General features: G+C 28.9%; 17 protein-coding genes. 12 read left to right on the forward strand and 5 right to left on the reverse strand.

Going from position 1 to position 20,310, the window contains the following annotated elements:
* Positions 1-7: 7 nt before the first annotated feature.
* Both rffA and CM240_RS05390 read left to right on the forward strand, forming a co-directional pair.
* Positions 8-1,153, forward strand: a complete 1,146-nt coding sequence (gene rffA, locus CM240_RS05385) for a dTDP-4-amino-4,6-dideoxygalactose transaminase (RefSeq protein WP_044037185.1) — start codon at positions 8-10, stop codon at positions 1,151-1,153.
* 1 nt (position 1,154) lies between these two features.
* Positions 1,155-1,616, forward strand: coding sequence for a GNAT family N-acetyltransferase (locus CM240_RS05390; RefSeq protein WP_044037187.1), 462 nt, complete (start codon positions 1,155-1,157; stop codon positions 1,614-1,616).
* Positions 1,617-1,788: 172 nt separating this feature from the next.
* On the opposite strand, the gene CM240_RS05395 is transcribed toward CM240_RS05390, so the two are convergent.
* Positions 1,789-2,955, reverse strand: coding sequence for a glycosyltransferase family 2 protein (locus tag CM240_RS05395; RefSeq protein ID WP_044037189.1), 1,167 nt, complete (start codon positions 2,953-2,955; stop codon positions 1,789-1,791).
* 228 nt (positions 2,956-3,183) lie between these two features.
* Between CM240_RS05395 and CM240_RS05400 the strand changes: the two genes are divergently transcribed.
* Positions 3,184-3,432 carry a pro-sigmaK processing inhibitor BofA family protein gene (locus tag CM240_RS05400; protein ID WP_044037191.1) on the forward strand — a complete coding sequence of 83 codons (249 nt, stop codon included), beginning with the start codon at positions 3,184-3,186 and terminating at the stop codon, positions 3,430-3,432.
* 99 nt (positions 3,433-3,531) lie between these two features.
* Here CM240_RS05400 and fba read toward each other — a convergent pair whose 3' ends face one another.
* Positions 3,532-4,395 (reverse strand): class II fructose-1,6-bisphosphate aldolase, encoded by an 864-nt coding sequence (gene fba / locus CM240_RS05405; protein WP_044037193.1) that lies wholly within the window; start codon positions 4,393-4,395, stop codon positions 3,532-3,534.
* Between the two features lie 471 nt (positions 4,396-4,866).
* Between fba and CM240_RS05410 the strand changes: the two genes are divergently transcribed.
* The 8 genes from CM240_RS05410 (at position 4,867) to CM240_RS05445 (ending at position 15,738) form a co-directional block, all read left to right on the forward strand.
* Positions 4,867-6,549: a PTS transporter subunit EIIC gene (locus tag CM240_RS05410; RefSeq protein WP_044037195.1), complete on the forward strand. Its 1,683-nt coding sequence runs from the start codon at positions 4,867-4,869 to the stop codon at positions 6,547-6,549.
* 618 nt (positions 6,550-7,167) lie between these two features.
* Positions 7,168-8,817: a PTS transporter subunit EIIC gene (locus tag CM240_RS05415; RefSeq protein ID WP_044037197.1), complete on the forward strand. Its 1,650-nt coding sequence runs from the start codon at positions 7,168-7,170 to the stop codon at positions 8,815-8,817.
* 327 nt (positions 8,818-9,144) lie between these two features.
* Positions 9,145-10,395 (forward strand): murein hydrolase activator EnvC family protein, encoded by a 1,251-nt coding sequence (locus tag CM240_RS16795; RefSeq protein WP_051483714.1) that lies wholly within the window; start codon positions 9,145-9,147, stop codon positions 10,393-10,395.
* 27 nt (positions 10,396-10,422) lie between these two features.
* Entirely contained in the window at positions 10,423-11,103 is a 681-nt protein-coding gene (gene ftsE, locus CM240_RS05425; protein ID WP_044037199.1) for a cell division ATP-binding protein FtsE, read from the forward strand.
* Positions 11,100-12,020: a permease-like cell division protein FtsX gene (gene ftsX / locus CM240_RS05430; RefSeq protein ID WP_044037200.1), complete on the forward strand. Its 921-nt coding sequence runs from the start codon at positions 11,100-11,102 to the stop codon at positions 12,018-12,020. The genes ftsE and ftsX overlap by 4 nt, the downstream gene beginning before the upstream one ends.
* Positions 12,021-12,131: 111 nt before the next feature.
* Entirely contained in the window at positions 12,132-12,431 is a 300-nt protein-coding gene (locus CM240_RS05435) for an ATP-dependent Clp protease adaptor ClpS (protein ID WP_044037201.1), read from the forward strand.
* A 3-nt stretch (positions 12,432-12,434) separates the two neighbouring features.
* Positions 12,435-14,663, forward strand: a complete 2,229-nt coding sequence (gene clpA / locus CM240_RS05440) for an ATP-dependent Clp protease ATP-binding subunit ClpA (protein WP_044037203.1) — start codon at positions 12,435-12,437, stop codon at positions 14,661-14,663.
* A 49-nt stretch (positions 14,664-14,712) separates the two neighbouring features.
* On the forward strand, positions 14,713-15,738 hold the full coding sequence (locus CM240_RS05445) for a glycoside hydrolase family 18 protein (protein ID WP_044037204.1): 1,026 nt from the start codon (positions 14,713-14,715) through the stop codon (positions 15,736-15,738).
* 35 nt (positions 15,739-15,773) lie between these two features.
* On the opposite strand, the gene CM240_RS05450 is transcribed toward CM240_RS05445, so the two are convergent.
* Positions 15,774-17,063, reverse strand: a complete 1,290-nt coding sequence (locus CM240_RS05450; RefSeq protein WP_044037206.1) for a glutamate-5-semialdehyde dehydrogenase — start codon at positions 17,061-17,063, stop codon at positions 15,774-15,776.
* 181 nt (positions 17,064-17,244) lie between these two features.
* On the opposite strand from CM240_RS05450, the gene CM240_RS05455 reads away from it, so the two are divergent.
* Complete coding sequence (locus tag CM240_RS05455) at positions 17,245-17,400, forward strand: zinc-ribbon domain-containing protein (RefSeq protein ID WP_044037208.1); 156 nt, start codon at positions 17,245-17,247, stop codon at positions 17,398-17,400.
* A 47-nt stretch (positions 17,401-17,447) separates the two neighbouring features.
* Here CM240_RS05455 and CM240_RS05460 read toward each other — a convergent pair whose 3' ends face one another.
* Together CM240_RS05460 and trkA are read right to left on the reverse strand one after the other, a co-directional pair.
* Complete coding sequence (locus CM240_RS05460) at positions 17,448-18,896, reverse strand: TrkH family potassium uptake protein (protein WP_044037210.1); 1,449 nt, start codon at positions 18,894-18,896, stop codon at positions 17,448-17,450.
* Positions 18,847-20,253 carry a Trk system potassium transporter TrkA gene (gene trkA / locus CM240_RS05465; protein WP_044037212.1) on the reverse strand — a complete coding sequence of 469 codons (1,407 nt, stop codon included), beginning with the start codon at positions 20,251-20,253 and terminating at the stop codon, positions 18,847-18,849. Before trkA ends, CM240_RS05460 begins: the two co-directional genes overlap by 50 nt.
* Between the last annotated feature and the right edge of the window lie 57 nt (positions 20,254-20,310).

Raw genomic sequence — 20,310 nt, forward strand, 5'->3', positions numbered from 1 at the left:
GGCAAATATGATTAATTTTAATGAACCTATTGTTACAGGAAAAGAAATAGACAATATTAAATCTGCTATAAATTTGAAAAAAATTTCAGGTGATGGTGTCTTTACAAAAAAGTGTTCTAGTTGGTTTGAAAAGAAGTTTAATGTTAAAAAGGTGCTTTTTACTACTTCATGTACCCATGCATTAGAGATGTCAGCATTATTATGTGATATAAAGCCTGGAGATGAAGTAATTGCTCCTTCATATACTTTTGTATCAACTGTTAATGCATTTGTTCTAAGAGGTGCAAAAATAGTATTTGTAGATATTAGACCTGATACTATGAATATAGATGAAGATATTATTGAAAAAGCAATAACTGAAAAAACAAAAGTTATATTACCTGTTCACTATGCAGGTGTTAGTTGTGATATGGATAAGATTATGAAAATAGCAAAAAAGTATAATTTATATGTGGTAGAGGATGCTGCACAAGGAATGATGAGTAAATACAACAATATGTATTTAGGAACTATAGGTAATCTTGGATGCTATAGTTTTCATGAAACCAAGAATTATTCTATGGGAGAGGGAGGGCTACTATTAATAAACGATGAAAGATTTATTGAAAGGGCTGAAATAATTAGAGAAAAGGGTACTGATAGAAGTAAATTTTTTAGAGGAGAAGTAGACAAGTATTCATGGGTAGATATAGGTTCCTCATATTTACCTAGTGAAATAAATGTAGCATATTTGTATCCACAGTTAGAAATTGTTGATAAAATAAATTTTGATAGAGTTAATAGTTGGAAATGTTATTATAAGAATCTAAAGGAATTAGAAAAACAATCTTTAATAGAATTACCTTTTGTTCCTGATGAATGTGAGATTAATGGTCATATATTTTATATAAAGGTTAAGGATATACAGGAAAGAGATCGGTTAATCAATTATTTAAAAATTAATGGAGTGTTGACAGTATTTCATTATATACCACTACATTCATCAAAGATTGGAAAAAAGTACGGAAGGTTTTATGGAGAGGATAATTATACTACAAAAGAAAGCGAAAGAATATTACGGTTACCAATGTATTATGGATTAAAAGAAAAAGAAATTATTTATATTACAAGTAAAATTACAGAATTTTTTGCTAAAAAAAATGGAGAAAAATGATATGACAAATAAAATTATTATGGAGAAGTTTTTAGATGGATATAGCGAAAATTTAGATATACCAGAAGAATATAGTTTAGGAATAATTGAAAGTATAGAAGATGAAAAGCAATGGGAAAAGTTGATTTCAGAGGTTTTTAATTTTCAATGCGATATAAATGAAAATTTAAAAAATGAAGGTGTATATTCTAGAGATAGAGTTTTTATTTTGAAATATAAGGGGAAAGTTATAGCCACTGCTACAGCTTGGTATAGACCTGAATATGGCGAGAAAACAGGATATTTGCATATGGTGGCTGTAGATAGTAAATTTAGAGGAAGAGGGTTATCTAAAATTGTAGTTATAGCTGCTATGCTATATATGGTAGATAAAGGGGAAAAGAGAGTGGTATTAAAAACAGATGCTTTTAGAATAGAGGCTATATGTTTATATAAGAAATTGGGGTTTAAAATAATAAAATAGTTTAATAACCTATAGATGTTTTATATAGTTAATACTATATTGATATTTTTAGAAATTAAAAAAGATGATTTCTATACAACAGAGAGATCATCTTTTTAATGATAATTACAATAAATTTTAATGTCTTATTGTAAATTAAGAAATATGGTAAAATTTACATAGAGCATTTTTATTAAGAATTATTATTTATACAAACGTGATTTAAATAATTTAGATTATTATTTAAATAATCTAAAGCATTAGAATTTAGCCAGTCAATAAGAAGGGTATAATCTTCTTTAGAAACTTTTGAAGAAGCAAAATACCATGGAATACTAGTATTTAGAAGTCTAAAGTGCAAATTTTTTACTACATTTTCATCAATGTTATAGTCATTAATTGCAGAATGTAGGATTTCTAATCTTGAATCAAATGAATTTAATAAAGCTGATATAGGATAATTAAAACTACTATTATTTCCATGAACTCTATAGACAGATACAAAATTACTTAGCATTATAGCATCCCCTGTTAATAATGCTTTCATATATAATTCTACATCATCAAGAGATATACTATTGCCGGGGTTTGTTTTATCTAAAAGCTTTTTGTTGAATATAGTAGGAATTGAGCAATTAGGAAGTTGATATTGATTTAGTAATAAGTTTTCAAAGTATTCTTTACCATTAGTAATAAAAGGTAAGTTTACTTTTGCTTTTTCTATAGAATGATATTTTGTATTAGATATAAGCACACCACCACATATAAAAGATATATTTTCATGATCATTATATAGTTTTATAGCATTTTTAAAAAAGTCCATATCTATATAAAAGTCATCATGACCCATTACGACAAAGTAATCACCTTTTATTAGATTATAACCTTTTACTATAGTTTTACCAGTTCCTAAATTACTGCTATTTTTATAATAAGAAACTTTATCATTATCACCATATTTTGATGTTACTATTTCTTCAGTACCATCGTTAGATGCATCATCTATTATTATTAATTCTATATTTTTATAAGATTGTGATAGAACACTATTAATAGCTTCTTGTAGAAATCCTTTTTGATTATAGGTAGGTATAACTACACTTATTAATTTATTTTCATCTATTATAGTGTTGTCTTTTGGTATAAAACATAATATTTCTTTGAAATAATCTAATAAAGTATTATATTGATTTTCGGATAAGCCTGTATAGTTCTTTAGATAAAATTCAATTCCATCTAAGGAGAGATTACCCTCTAAAGATTTTTGAAAAAAATCGACAGTTCTATATAATATAGGCATATCTGTGATATAATTGTTTAGTAGATTGTTAAATTCATCTATTTTTTCAGTAGGAATCATTTAAACTCTCCTTAATATAATTAATTCATTTATATATTATACAAATCATATTAAGGTTGTTACTATAAGAAAAACAGAAAAACTATATATTTTTAAGCTCGTGATATGTTATTATATATAATATAAGTTATTTTAAAGATGAGTATATAATATTATGAAAAAATTGTGGTGAATATAAAAAATCTTTTACATTATTAAGATAAATTAATTAGTAAGAAGGTGTTTAATATGAATTTAGATTTGATAATTGCAGGTATTGTTGGAATTTTATTATTATATATGGTATTAAAAATATTGAAGTTACCGATTAAGATTCTTATTAATGGTATTGTTGGAATGGTTACCTTAAATATAATTAATTATTTTGGATCATATATAGGAATAACTCTTGTAGTAAATATTTGGACATCATTAATAAGTGGATTCTTGGGATTACCAGGGGTTATATTAGTGTTTATATATAGTATTTTCATATAATAAAATTTTATTTTGTTGTATTTAAATAGTTTTAAATTGTAGCATATAGGTATAAAAAAAATTGCGACAGTAAACTCTGACGCAATTTTTTTTATATAATTAAGCCTTATTAACAGAACCGAATAATTCCATTTTTTCTTTAACTGTAGCTTTGATTGCTTCAAAACCAGGAGCTAATAACTTACGTGGGTCAAATCCTTTTCCTTGTAAGTCTTTACCAGCTTCTATATATTCACGAGTAGCAGCTGCAAAGCTTAATTGACATTCAGTATTAACGTTGATTTTAGCAACTCCTAAAGATATAGCTTTTTTGATCATATCTTCTGGAATTCCAGTACCACCGTGTAAAACTAATGGCATATCACCAGTAAGTTTTTGGATGTTATCTAAAGCTTCGAAGCTTAATCCAGCCCAATTTTCTGGGTATTGTCCGTGAATATTACCGATACCAGCAGCTAACATAGTAACTCCTAAATCAGCAATTGCTTTACATTCTTGTGGATCAGCGATTTCACCAGCACCAACAACACCGTCTTCTTCTCCACCGATTGAACCAACTTCTGCTTCTAAAGAAATTCCTTTTTCAGAAGTTATTTTTACTAATTCCTTAGTTTTTTCAATATTTTCTTCGATTGAGTAGTGAGAACCATCAAACATAACTGAAGAGAATCCAGCTTCAATTGTTTTTAAAGCTCCTTCATAACTACCATGATCTAAGTGAAGAGCAACAGGAACAGTGATGTTTAATCCTTTGATTAATCCGTTAACCATTCCAACGATAGCGTCATATCCTCCCATGTACTTACCAGCACCTTCAGATACACCTAAGATTACTGGAGAGTTGTTTTCTTGAGCAGTTAATAATATTGCTTTTGTCCATTCTAAGTTATTGATATTGAATTGACCAACAGCATATTTACCTGCTTTTGCCTTTGTTAACATTTCTTTAGCTGAAACTAACATTATGTAACCTCCATATTATTAAATTTAATTTATTGATATATTAAAGAAAAATATTTTATTGTAATATTATTTTTCTTCCTATGAGGTATTATAACTTTAAATTGTAGAAAAGTGAATACTTTTTTAATTGTGAATAAAAGAGTAAACGGTTACTTGTTTCTGTAGTAAATTTTTCAAATTTTTGCATTAGGATAGATAAACAATATATGGCTACGTATTACAGTATATTTTTAAAAGAAAAACCTTTACAAGAAGAAAAAGTCATGATATCATGTAGAAGTCGTAAGACGAGCGTTGTTACTGATTATGCAGGCAAAGGCTAATTTTAGATATACATTGATTTTCTATGTATATATCTATTATTAGCCTTTTTTTGTTGTAATAATTAGAATAGCAAAGGACTTAATAGGGAAACTTAACAAGAGAGAAAACTATTAAGAAACTAAAGATTATTTATAGGAGGAATTATTTATGCTAAAATTTTTACAAAGAATTGGTAAAGCTATTATGTTACCAATAGCAGCATTACCGATAGCTGGTATTTTACTAGGTGTTGGTGGAGCTTTTCTTGGAATTGCTGGATTAGATAATCCACCAGCTGTTTATGAACCATTAATAAAGTTTGTAAACATTGATGCTGTAAATGCAATTTTAACAGTAATGAAAAATATAGGAGATATAGTATTTGGTAACTTACCTATACTATTCGCAGTTGGAGTAGCAGTAGGACTTGCAAATAAGGAAAAAGGAACTGCAGCATTAGCATCAGTTTTTGGTTTCCTTGTAATGAATCAAGTTATTTCAACACTTTTAGGATTAGGAGTGACTCAACTAGGAGTTTTAACAGCAGATAATGTTGGAAATTATTCAACATACGTTACAACATCAGTAGGTATATTTACACTTAACATGTCAGTATTTGGTGGTATTATTACAGGTTTAGTAACATCATTACTTCACAATAGATTTTATAATATTCAATTACCACAAGTTATAGGATTCTTCTCAGGATCAAGATTTGTACCTATAGTAACATCTTTAGCAATGGCAGTAGTAGGTTCAGTACTTGCTTTTGCATGGCCAGTAGTTCAAGATGGAATATCTATAGTAGCAGAATTAGTTAAAAATGCAGGATTTATTGGAACATTCTTATATGGAACAATAGAAAGAGCGTTAATTCCATTTGGATTACATCACGTATTCTATACACCATTCTGGTTCAGTAACTTTGTTGAAGGTAATATATTAGTTAATGGTGCATGGCAAGTAGTTGATGGTGCAAATACTGCTTATTTTGCTCAATTATCAAGTATGGGAAGTTTAGTTGGTGCTGATACTGAGACAATGAAAACAATTGTATCAGGAACTACAAGATTTATGGCAGGTAAATTCCCATTCATGATGTTTGGTTTACCAGCAGCAGCTTTTGCAATGTATAGATGTGCTGCTCCATCAAAGAGAAAAGTAGTAGGTTCATTATTAGTTGGTGCTGGGGTTACAGCTTTCTTAACTGGTATTACTGAACCATTAGAATTTACATTTATATTCGTTGCTCCAGCTTTATATGGAGTACACTGTGTTCTTGCAGGTTTATCATTTATGTTAATGGATATATTCAATGTATTCATTGGTATGACTTTCTCAGGTGGTGTAATCGACTTTACATTATTCGGATTACTTCCAGCTGGTGCAGGTGTTAAAACTAACTGGTATATGGTTCTTTTAATTGGTGCAATATATGCAGTAGTATACTATGTATTATTCTCATTCATAATTAAGAAGTTTGATTTAAAAACTCCTGGTAGAGATGAAGATGAAGAAGATGTAAAATTATATAGTAAAGCAGATTATCAAGCAGCTAAAGGTGGAAATGCTGACACTACTAACAATGGTGGAAGTGGAAAAGGTGAGATTGCTGAAAAAGCTCCAGCAGTATTAGAAGCTTTAGGTGGCGGAGAAAATATAGTTGGTGTTGATGCATGTATCACAAGATTAAGAGTAGAAGTTAAAGATAAATCTAAAGTAAATAAGGCAGAACTTAAGAGATTAGGAGCATCTGGTGTAGTTGAAGTAGGAAACGGAATTCAAGCTATTTTTGGTGCTAAGGCTGATCCTTATAAAAATGAAATTAAAAATATTTTAGGTATAGATTAGTAAAGTTAGAGGCTTTCGCAATAACAAATGAAAATTTGTAGGCGAAAGCCTTTTTTAGTGCACAGTAATGGTAGAAATTCCTGCGGAATTTCTGGGATTGTAAATGCGAAGTCACAGCTCATAATTTGGTCTGAGTTTCTTAATAAGTTTAAGTTTTCTAAATAGGTTGTTACAGAGGGCTTATGCCAGTTGTACTGGCATGTCGCTTGAATTATGGATTCTTAAAATGATCATGTAAGTTGCAGCATAATTTTCTTATCTATAGTAAAAATGGAGACATTCTGCTGTCCGCAGGACTATAATATTTTCCCCACAGGGGAAAATTAACCTTCACTGTGCACTATTTTTAATTCATTATATGAAGGTCCTTCTTAATTTTTATATATAATATTGGACATATATACAAAAATCAAAAAATTACCAAGAAAACATTTACAACACTATTTAAAAGTATTATGATAATATTATAAGATATAAGTAGCGTTGTTACTGTTTGGCAGGCAAAGGCTAAAATATATAAATGCAATAGTATGTGCATTTTTATATTTTAGCCTTTTTATTTTGATTATGCATAGCAAAATTGCTATTATAATAAATTTTTATTAGGGGGAATCATTTATGTTAAAGTTTTTACAAAGAATTGGTAAAGCTATTATGTTACCAATAGCTGCATTACCAATAGCTGGTATATTGTTAGGGATAGGTGGAGCTTTTCTTGGAATTGCTGGATTAGATAATCCACCAGCTATTTATGAACCATTAATAAAGTTTGTAAACATAGGTTTCGTTAAAGCGTTATTAACTGTAATGAATGATATTGGTAATATTATATTTGGTAATTTACCTATATTATTTGCAGTAGGGGTTGCAGTGGGACTTGCGAATAAGGAAAAAGGAACAGCTGCTTTGGCTTCAGTTTTTGGGTTCATTGTAATGAATCAAGTTATTTCAACACTTTTAGGATTAGGAGTAACTCAATTAGGAGTTGTAACAGCAGATAAAGTTGGAGATTATTCAACATATGTTACAACGTCAGTAGGTATTTTTACACTTAATATGTCAGTGTTTGGTGGTATTATAACAGGAATTGTAACAGCAACACTTCATAATAAATTTTATAATATTCAGTTACCACAAGTTATAGGATTTTTCTCAGGATCAAGATTTGTACCGATTATTACATCTTTAGCTATGGCAGTTATGGGAGCGATACTAGCATTTTTATGGCCAATAATACAAGATGGTATAGCTATAGTAGCAGAATTAGTTAAAAATGCAGGGTTTATTGGTACATTCTTATATGGAGTAATAGAAAGGGCATTAATTCCATTTGGACTACATCATGTATTCTACACACCATTCTGGTTTAGTAATTTTGTTGAAGGAAATATTTTAGTTGATGGTGCATGGAAAGTTGTAGATGGAGCAAATACAGCATATTTTGCTCAATTATCAAGCATGGGAAGTTTAGTTGGTGCAGATTCAAGTACAATGTCTACAATTGTAGGAGGAACTACAAGATTTATGTCAGGTAAATTCCCATTTATGATGTTTGGTTTACCAGCAGCAGCTTTTGCAATGTATAAAAATGCTAGACCAGAAAAGAAAAAAGTGGTAGGTTCTTTATTAGCATCAGCAGCGCTAACTGCTTTTTTAACTGGAATTACTGAACCGATAGAATTTACATTTTTATTTGTAGCTCCAGCTTTATATGGAGTGCATTGTATACTTGCGGGATTATCATTTATGTTGATGGATATATTAAATGTATTTGTAGGAATGACTTTTTCAGGTGGTGTAATAGATTATATATTATTTGGATTACTTCCAGCAGGGGCAGGAGTTCCTACTCATTGGTATATGGTACTTTTAGTGGGAGTTATATATGCTGTTATATATTATTTTCTATTCTCATTTATTATTAAGAAATTCAATTTAAAAACACCAGGTAGAGAAGAAGATGATGAAGAAACTAAGCTATATACAAAGGAAGACTATAAGTTAGCTAAAGAGGGGAAAAATGAGATTGTAGAAAAAGCTCCAGCAGTATTAGAAGCTTTAGGTGGAAAAGATAATATAGTTGGTGTAGATGCATGTATTACAAGATTAAGAGTGGAAGTTAGGGATAAATCTAAAGTAAATAAAGTAGAACTTAAAAGATTAGGAGCATCTGGTGTAGTTGAAGTAGGAAACGGAATTCAAGCTATCTTTGGAGCTAAGGCTGATCCTTACAAAAATGAAATTAAGAGTATACTAGGAATAGATTAGAGTTAAGAAAAGAGCTGATGTACAATATGTTAATATTGTGCATCAGCTCTTTTTTAGAGTATGGATATAATAATGAATAGTTAAAGTTAAATATTGATATTATGATTCTTTTAAATGATTCAGTGCGATTAATAAGTCAAATAGTAGCATGCAATTATATGTTTTCATTTATTACTGTGATAACCATATTTTTTATAGGTAAATTTTAAATATATATATATTTAAGTTAATATGTTAAAATAGGTTGGGGCTATTACACAATAATATTTTAAGTTTTTGTGTAATAGCCTTCTATATTAGTAAATTTAATACATAAGAGGAGGGTATATGAAAAGAACAATAGCAGTAGTATTAGTAGCAATTGTAATAGCAAATAATAATGTTTATGCTACTTCAGTAAATGATTTAGAAAATAAGAAAAGTAGTATTGAGAACACATTAGAGGAAAAAAAAGGTGAGATTAATGAAAAAAGAAATCAAATAAAAGATACATCTAAAGAGCTTTCAGATACAGAAAAGGAGCTTGCAGATTTAGATAGTAGTTTAAATGAAATTCAAAATAAGATTAGTAATATAAATACAGAAATAAAAAATATAGAAAAAGAAATGATAGATTTAGAATCTGAGATGGAAGAAAATCATGAAAAAATAGAAGAAAACTATGAAATAATGAGTGAGATAATAAGAATAGATTATGAACAGCAAATAGGTGGATACCTCAATCTTTTATTAGGGGCAAAGAATTTTCAGAACTTTCTTATGAGATTTGAAATTATATCTAATCTTATAAAAAGTGGTGATAGGGCGGTAGAAGAAATTAAAGTATTGCAGGTAGAGTTGGAGTCTAAAGAAAAAGTATTAGCAGAAAAAAAGATTGATTTAAATAATAAGAAGATAGAAGTTGAAAAAGAAGAAGGAAATTTAACTGCATTATTAGAAAAGAAGCAAGGAGAAGTCACTGCATATATAGCATCTAGACAAGCTTTAGAAAATGAAATAAAGTTAACTGAAAATGAAATCAAAGAACTGGAATTACGTGGTAATGCTATTGAAGAAGAAATTAAGAATATAATAGCAAGTAGTAATAGTAGCAACAACAATAGCAGCAATAGTGGTAACAGTAATAATAGTGGTAACAATAATAACAACAATAATAACAACAATAATAACGGAGTTGTAGACAGTACAAGCTTTTTATGGCCAGTACCAGGATACTCGTATATTTCATCCTACTATGGAAGTAGAATAGATCCTATAACTGGAAAACCAGGAGCTTTTCATAAAGGAATAGATATACCAGCGCCAGAAGGCACACCTGTAGTTGCAGCAAGATCTGGAAAGGTTATAATTTCTAGGTTCGACAGTTCATATGGATATTTTGTTGTAATTGATCATGGTGATGGTCTGTCTACTTTATATGCACATAACTCTCAATTAGTTGCTAGTGTTGGACAAACAGTGGAAAAGGGCCAAGTTATTGCTAAAGTTGGTACCACAGGTAGTTCTACTGGAAATCATCTTCATTTTGAGGTGAAAGTAAATGGTACTGCAGTAGATCCAATGAATTATTTAAACTAAATATAATAATTGTAGGAGATATTAAAAATGATAAGTTTTAAAAATGTTAATTTAATATATGATAATGATGTACAAGCACTCAATAATATCAATTTTAGAATAAATAAAGGAGAATTCGTATTTCTTGTAGGTACATCTGGTTCAGGAAAATCATCACTAATAAAAACAATATTAAAAGAAATAGATTGTACAAGTGGTGATATAAATGTAAATAGTCAGTCAATAAAAGAATTAAAAAATAAAGATATTCCTTATTTTAGAAGAAGACTTGGAGTGATATTTCAAGATTTTAGGCTTTTAAATGAAAAGACAGTATATGAAAACGTGGCCACTGCTATGAGAGTAGTAGAAGCAGATGAAAATAATATAAAGAAAAGGGTACCAATTGTTCTTGAAAAAGTAGGGCTTAAGAATAAGTTAAATTGCTATCCTAGAGAATTATCGGGGGGAGAGCAACAAAGAGTTGCTATAGCTAGAGCTATTGTAAATGATCCATTACTTATTTTAGCAGACGAACCGACAGGTAATTTAGATCCTGAAACTACATTAGAAATTTTAAAAATTTTAAATGAAGTAAATAAAAGTGGAACAACTATATTAATGGCTACTCATGATAAAGAAGTTGTAAATAATATGAGAAAAAGAGTAATATCAATGAAAAATGGTAAGATTATTCATGATAATATTGAAGGAGGATATAAGCTTTGAAATTAAAAACAATAAGAAGACTTGTAAAAGAAGGTGCTAAAAATATTATTACTCATAGATTAATGGCATTTGCATCTATTGTCACTGTAATGATTTCATTAATAATTTTTGGAGCTTTCTATATCACTATAAACTTAACAGATAAATTAGTTGAAAATATGAAAGATTCTGTTGAGATAATGGCGTTTATAAAGGATGATGTTTCAGAAGGTGATATTGATACTATAAAGAATTCTATTAGTAAGATAGATGGAGTAGAAAATGTTATTTATATTTCACCAGAAGAAGGTTTAGAGAGCTATAAAACTTCATTGGACAATGATAATGATGAAGAAATGAAAAGAATTGTTGAAGTAGTATCTGAGAATAAAGAAAATCCAATTCCAGGTAGTTTCTCAATAAAAGTAAGAGGAGCGGACTTTATAAAAAAAGTAAGCAACGAAGTATCTAAATATGAGCAAATATATAAAATAGATAATGGAAATTTAATAACAAAATTTTTAACTAAAACAAGTAGTATTGTTAAAGTAATAGGAATAGGAATAATGAGTTTTCTGTTAGTAGCTGCAGTATTTCTAATTGCAAACTCTATAAAGATTTCAGTATTTGTGAGGAAACAAGAAATTAGTATAATAAAATATATAGGGGCAACCAATAGTTATGTAAGATTACCATTTATAATAGAAGGTGTTATAATGGGTATAATTGGTGCTGTTATTAGTGTTATAGTTATTTCAATAGGATATTCTTTAATAGAAGACAATATTATTAATTATATTGGAAGTACAAATTATAATATTATTGTACCTAGTATTAGTAATATGATTTTAAAATTGATGTCTATAGAGGTACTAATAGCTTCACTAATTGGAGTAATAGGAAGTTGTATATCTATAAGAAAGTATCTAAATGTTTAAGTATACAATATTGTTAGATATAATGAATTTAATATATAATTACTATAGAAGCTAGGAAATTCTTCCTAGCTTCTATAGTAATTTTCTTATATAGGAATGGAGGCTATAGATATGGAGACTAGTGGAAATGTAGCAGAAAAATCTAAGATTAAAGTGAAGAAACCTAGTTTATATAAAGTGATAATGCATAATGACGATTACACGACAATGGAATTTGTTTTATCAGTTTTAGTAAATATATTTAAAAAAGATGTAGGAGAAGCGAATAAAATAATGATGGATGTCCATAAAAAAGGTATAGGAATAGCTGGTATATATACTTATGATATAGCTGTTACTAAAGTTAGTAGGGCTATGGATCTTGCAAAAGAGGAAGGATTTCCATTTAAATTGACTATAGAAAAGGAGTAGGGTATGAATATAACAGAGGGTGTAAATGAAATTATTCTTAATGCTTATGAAAAGTGTAAGAATAGTAATAGTGAATATATAACGCCAGAGCATTTATTATATGCGGCAACTTTTAATGAAGATATTAGTAGTTCTATTGAAGAATGTGGTGGAGATGTAAAGTTATTAAGAGATAATCTTGAAAATTATATTGATAATTATGTTACTAAACTAGATGAAGGTGAACCTGAAGAAAGTTTGGCATTTCAAGAATTATTATTTATATCTAGTAGCCAAGTGGTAAGTTCAGGTAAGCATATTGTTGATATAGAACATATAATTGCTGCTATATTTGATTTAGAAGAGAGTTTTGCGAAATTTTATTTGGAAGAACAGGGTATAAGTAAAAGAGATATATTGTATAGTTTGTGTCATAGAGATAGGGAAGAATATTTTATTGAAGAGTATGAAGAGGAAGAATCTAATGATAGATTACCGATTTTAACCAAGTACACTACTAATCTTAATGAATTAGTTAAAGATAGTGACGAAAATATATTGATAGGAAGAGAAGATATACTAGGAAGAACTATAGAGATACTCTGTAGAAAAACTAAAAATAATCCTATTCATGTAGGAGAACCAGGAGTAGGTAAGACTGCCATAGCTTTAGGATTAGCAAGATTGATTCAAGATGGAAAAGTACCAGAAAAACTTAAGGGTGCAGAAATATTTTCTTTAGATATTGGAGGAATTCTTGCTGGTACAAAATATAGAGGCGATTTTGAAGAAAGAATGAAAAAGATTTTAGATGAAATTAGTGATTATGATAATCCTATTGTATATATAGATGAAATACATAATATAGTTGGAGCTGGTTCCTTAAATTCTGGTTCTTTAGATGCTTCAAATCTTTTAAAGCCATATTTACTTCAAGGAAAAATTAAGTTTATTGGTGCTACTACTTTTGAAGAATACAAGAAGTATTTTGAGAAGGATAAAGGATTAAGTAGAAGGTTTCAAGTTGTAGAAGTCAATGAAACTTCTGTTGAAGAAACAATAAAAATTTTGATGGGTTTAAAAAAATCCTATGAAAAATATCATAATGTTAAATACTCAGAAGAAGCTATTAGATCAGCCGTCGTTTTAAGTGATAAGTATATAAATGATAGATTTTTACCAGATAAAGCTATAGATATAATAGATGAAGCTGGAGCTTATATGAATATACAAAATGATATTAATAAAGATGAAAATAATGTAAGTGAAGAAATAGTAGAAGAGATTATATCAAGAGTGTGCAAAATTCCTAAAAAGACAGTTGAAAGTAATGAGTTAGAGAGTTTAAGAAATCTTGATAAGTCTTTGAGGAAAAATATATATGGACAAGAAAATGCCATTAGAGAAGTATCTAGATGTATAAAATTATCTAGAGCCGGCTTAAGTGATGAGAATAAACCAGTAGCATCAATGTTATTTGTAGGACCTACAGGTGTAGGTAAGACAGAAATAGCTAAAACTATAGCTAAGGAATTAGGCATAGAATTAGTTAGATTTGATATGAGTGAATATGGAGAAAAGCATGCAGCATCTAAGCTTATAGGAGCTCCTCCTGGTTATGTGGGATATGAAGAAGGCGGATTACTTACTGATGCAATTAGAAAAAAACCACATTGTGTTTTATTACTAGATGAAATAGAAAAAGCGCATGAAGATATTTTTAATGTTTTATTACAAGTTATGGATTATGCTACTCTTACTGATAATCAAGGAAGAAAAGCTGATTTTAGAAATGTAATAATAATTATGACATCTAATGCTGGTGCAAAAAATGTAGGCAAGAATCTATTAGGGTTTGGAGAACGAAAGGTGCTTGATACAGTAATTGAAGAAGAGGTTAAAAAGACATTTACTCCAGAATTCAGAAATAGGTTAGATAATATAATTGTTTTTAATAATGTAGATAAGGATATGGCTTTAATGATCACTAAAAGGGAATTAGACAAATTTAAGGAAAAACTTGTTAAAAAGAATATAGATATCGAATTTACAGAAAAAAGTATATTTGAAATTTCTGAAAAAGGAGTATCAAAAGAATTCGGAGCAAGAGAAATAATAAGAGTTATAAATTCAGATATTAAAACATTGTTAGTAGAGGAGATACTATTTGGATTTTTAAAAGATGGTGGAAAGTGTATAGTAGATTTTGATGAAAATAAGTTTCTTCTTTTAAATAAGTGTAACCCTATCTAGGTGATAATAACTATAATATATAGAAAGAAATATTATAGAGGGAAGTAAAATGAGTAAAATCATTTCAGGGTATGTAGCGGATTGGGGTGCAGATTCATTAATTGCATCTGATGCTAAGAAAATGGATATAGTAAATTATGCATTTGCTACTATATCTAATGGAAAAGCTGTTGAAAGTTGGATTCATGTAGATAAGTTATTGGCTTTTAGAAGTAATAATCCAGATCTTAAAGTATTAGTATCTATAGGAGGTTGGGCAGCTGATGGCTTTTCTCAATTAGCAGCTACAGCAAGTGGACGTGAGGTTTTTGCAAATTCGGCTATACAACTTATGTTGAAATATGATTTTGATGGAATAGATATTGATTGGGAGTATCCAGGATTATCAGTTTCAGGTATAGCTTCTTCACCAGAGGATAAGTATAATTTTACCCTTATGATGGAAGAGATACGGGCACAATTAGATGTATTAGGAACGCAAAATGACAAAAAGTATCTTCTTACTATGGCAGTAGGATCTGATGATAGTGTATTACGAAATTTAGAAGTTGCGAAACTATCTAATATTGTAGATTATGCTAATTTAATGACTTACGATTTTGCAATGGGGCTAGAGTTATTAACACAAAGATACCAAACTAATTTATATAGTGAACCTGTTATAGCAAAAAGAAGTGTAGATAATACAGTAAAAAGATATATGGCGGCAGGAATGCATAAGAAAAAAATAATGATAGGTGCGGCATTTTATGGTTATGGACTAACTAATGTTAATATATGGGAAAACAATATGGCTGTTATGTTAGGACAGACTGCAAGATCATTGCAATATACCTATACAAGAATATATAATGAGTTAATTGTAGAAAAGGGATATACAAGGTATTGGGATAGTATTGCTAAAGCTCCATGGTTATATAATGGTAATACCTATTTTACTTATGATGATCCAGAATCAATAAAATATAAAGGAAAATATGTTTGGTCAAAAGATATCGCTGGAATGATGTTCTGGGAATATAGCCAAGATAAAACTCATACTTTATTAGAGGCTATGTATAGGGAATTAAAGTAATAAAAACCAACACCTAAAGTGTTGGTTTTATTACTTTAAAATTCTTTGTCTATCATTTTATGTTTAAAAGTTTTTATATTGTTTGAATAATCAGAAACAATGTTTCCGTGACCGATAAGCTTATATTTATATATTAATAGTCCATCAAGTCCCACAGGTCCTCTTGCATGAATTTTATTTGTACTGATACCTACTTCTGCTCCAAATCCATAGCGGAATCCATCACTGAATCTAGTAGAGCAATTCCAAAATACGTTTCCAGAGTCTACAAGATCCATGAAAATTTTAGCCTTTGATTCATTTTTAGTGATTATAGCATCAGTATGGCCAGAGCCGTAAGTATTTATATGTTCGATAGCATCTTCTAATGAATTTACAATTTTTATAGAAAGTTTATAATCTAAATATTCTGTTTTCCAATCTTCTTCAGTGGCTAAATCTACATCAATTATTTTAGTAGTTTCGGTGCATCCTAGCAAAGAAACGTTCTTTTTATCTAATTCCTTTTTTAGTAGAGGAAGATATTCTTTAGCTATATCTTTATGTACTAGTAAAGTTTCTGTTGCATTACATACAGAAACATATTGAGTTTTTGAGTCAGTAACTATGTCTACGGCCATTTTTATATCAGCATCACTATCTACATAACAATGACAAATTCCATCGGCATGGCCCATTACAGGTATTGTTGAATTATTCATGATGTATTGTACAAATTCATTAGAACCTCTAGGTATTAGTAAATCAATATACTTATCTAATTTAAGCATTCCATTTACATCATCTCTACTTTCAAGAAGATGAACCCATCCAGAAGGAATTCCAGCATTAGTAGAAGCTTCAACAATAATTTCTGTAAGTATTTTATTTGTATTAAGAGCTTCGCTACCGCCCTTTAATAAAGCAGCATTACCACTTTTTAAGCAAAGGGAGGAAATTTGTACTAAAGCATCTGGTCGAGATTCAAATATAACACCAATAACACCAATTGGACAACTTACCTTATATAATTCTAAATCTTCATCTAGTTGCTTACACCATAGTGTTTCACCAACAGGATCTGGTAAAGATATTAAGCTGTTAATGCCAGCTATGACTTCATTTAATTTATTGTCATCAAATTTTAGTCTTTTTAGTAGAGGAAGTGCTAAGTTACTTTTTTCACCAGCTTCAATATCTTTTTTATTTGCATCAAAAATTTCTACTTTTCTCTTTTCTAGCGCTTCAGCAATTGCTTTAAGAGCATTATTTTTTGTTGCAGTATCACAAGCAGCTAAATTAATAGAAGTTTTTTTAGCTATTTTAGCTAGTTCCATTATATTCATTTATAATACACCTACTTTATATATTTTATTACTTTAACTTGTTAATATATAATATCATATTATAGTATTTAGTACTACTCAATAATTTATATTTTAATTGTATATATTATAGTTATATGAATAAATATTGTTATATGGATGCATAATAAAATTGTTAGGATATATTTAAGGAGGAATAATAATGCCAGATAAGACTATAGTATGTAAAGAGTGTGGAAAAGAGTTCGTTTTTACAGAAGGCGAACAAGAATTTTATAAAGAAAAAGGATTTGAAAATGATCCAGTAAGATGTCCGGATTGTAGAAGAGCAAGAAAACAACAAAATAATAGAAGATAGATATTATTTTTAATAAGCCTATATTCACTAGTGAATATAGGCTTAAATTAATTATTCTTCCAAAATTGAGGTAATAGAAGAATAATGATAGGATATATTTCAATTCTTCCTATTATCATTATTATAGAAAACGTAATTTTACTTAGTGACGAAAAGGCAGCGTAGTTACCTGCAGGGCCGACTAATTCTATACCAGGTCCAATATTACTAAGTGTAGCTAGAACAGAACTAACAGTAGTTCCTATATCCATACCATTGAAAGAAATTATAATAACACCTATAGTAAAAACAGTCATATAAATATAGAAATAAACTAAAACATCGGAAACTGTTTTTCCATCCATAGGTTTATCGTTAATTCGTACAGTATATACTCCACGAGGATGGATAATACGTAAAAGTGAGTTTTTCATACTTTTGAAAAATATTAAAAATCTTATATTTTTAATACCACCACCAGTAGAGCCGGCACATCCACCAATAAACATAAGAAGTAAAAGTATAACCTTACTAAAAATAGACCATGTATTATAGTCTGCCGTTGCATAACCAGTACTACTCATGATAGAGGCAACTTGGAAAGAAGAATATCTAAGTGCAGTTCCAAATGATTTATATGTATTTTTCATTAATAAATCAAATGTTATAAGCAAAATTGCTATAGAAAGAATGCTTATATATAATCTGAATTCTTCATTTTTCCAAAAGCTCTTGAATTTTCCTTTTAAAATAAGATAATATAAGGAAAAATTAATACCACTTAATATCATAAAAATTGTAATTATTATATCTATAGATACACTATCATAATGAGCAATACTAGAATTCATTATAGAGAATCCTCCGGTACCTACAGTACCTAATGAGTGTACTATAGAATCATAAAGAGGCATTCCAGCTATGCACAGAAGAAATATTTCTAACATTGTCATACAAAAATAGATTGAATATAATATTTTTGCTGTTTTACCCAATCTAGGCACTAACTTATCTACTACAGGACCAGGACTTTCAGCTTTCATTATTTGCATAGAGCCTATACCCATAGACGGAAGTAAAGCTATAGTTAATACTAATATTCCCATTCCGCCAACCCAATGAGTGAAACTTCTCCAAAACAATATACCGTGAGGTAATCCTTCAATTTGTGAAAGAATTGAGGCTCCAGTAGTAGTAAAACCAGAACTAGATTCAAAAAATGCATCTACAAAAGATGGAATTGATTTACTTAAGTAAAATGGAAGAGCTCCCAAAAGGGATATTAAAATCCAACCAAAAGCAACAATAGCAAAGCCATCTCGTGGATATATGTTTTTTGAATCAGGCTTAATAGATAATAGTATAAGTGACAATATGGATATTATTATTATTGTAATAAGAAATGAAGAAAAGTCTCCATCTCTATATATTGCTGATATTATTAATGAGGGAATAAGAGAGATGGCCTCACATACTAATAATATTCCCAAGTTTCTTAATACTAGTTTTAAGTTCACTATGAAGTCCTCCTGAATTAATGTTAACAATATCATTTAATGAAGATATATTGTTTCTACTTGTAATTAATATAACCCTATCTTCAGGGAAAATCATGTCCTTACCAGTTGGAATAACTACTTCATTTTTTCTTACAATAGTCCCAATTAAAACTCCATCTACTAAACTAATTTTAGACAATGGCTTTTTTATTATATGATCAGTATTTTTTGCAATAATCTCTAAGATTTGACCTTGACCATCTACTATGCGATGTAGTGTTTCTACAGAGTTACCACGGATATATTTTATAATTTCATCTGTTATAATTTCTTTAGGGGTTATAACATTATCAATTTCTAAATTATTTATTATAGACGAATAATTGCTACGACTTATTTTAGTTATAACTTGTTCTACATTATTTTTTTTAGCTATTAATGATGCAATTATGTTTTCTTCATCATGTCCTGTGAGAGCTATAAATGTATCAATATTGGTTATGTGTTCTGAGTATAGTAAATCTGGGTCTGTTCCATCACCGTTTAAGATTAATGTGTGAGGAAGGGACTCAGAAAGTTCTTCACATAAATTTTTGTCAATTTCAATTATTTTAACATTTATATACATTTCATTTAGTAACTTTGAGAGATAATATGTTATTTTTCCTCCACCGACAATCATAACATTTTTAGTTTTTAGCGATGTATTTTTAATAAATTTACAAAAGTTATATACTTGTGATGATTTTCCAATTACATAAATATGATCATTTTGATGAATTTCAAAATCACCATAAGGGATTATAAGCTCATTATCTCTAATTACTACAGCAATTAAAACAGATGTAGCAGTAATTTTATGAATATTTTTTATTTTTACATTACAAATATTCATAGTATTTTTTACAATAATTTTAGTTAATCTTACACGTCCATTAGCAAAGCTCTCAAATTTTAAAGCTCCAGGAAATGTTAAAATACGAGCTATTTCATCAGCAGCAGCTTCTTCTGGATTTATTACCATATCTAATCCTAAGTCTTCTTTAAAAAGAGATAATTCTTTTGCATATTTAGGATCTCTTATACGTGCTATAGTGGATTTTACACCTAATTTTTTACCAGTTAGACAACATAGCATATTTATTTCATCGCTTCCAGTTACTGCTATAAGCAAGTCTACATTTTTTATTCCTGCCTCTATTAAGGTATTTGCACTAACACCATTACCTTTGAGAGTCATTACATCTAGTGAATTTTCAGCCTTGGATAAGTTTTCGCTATTTATATCAATTAAAATAATATCATTATATTCTAATGATAGATTTGAAGCTAAAGTATAACCAACTTTACCAGCACCAACAATAATTATTTTCATTTTGAAGCCTCCAAAATATGTTAATAAATAAAGGGAAAAGTCATATTACAAAATAAT

The organism is Clostridium bornimense (assembly GCF_000577895.1).
In the GTDB taxonomy this organism is placed as follows: domain Bacteria; phylum Bacillota; class Clostridia; order Clostridiales; family Clostridiaceae; genus Clostridium_AN; species Clostridium_AN bornimense.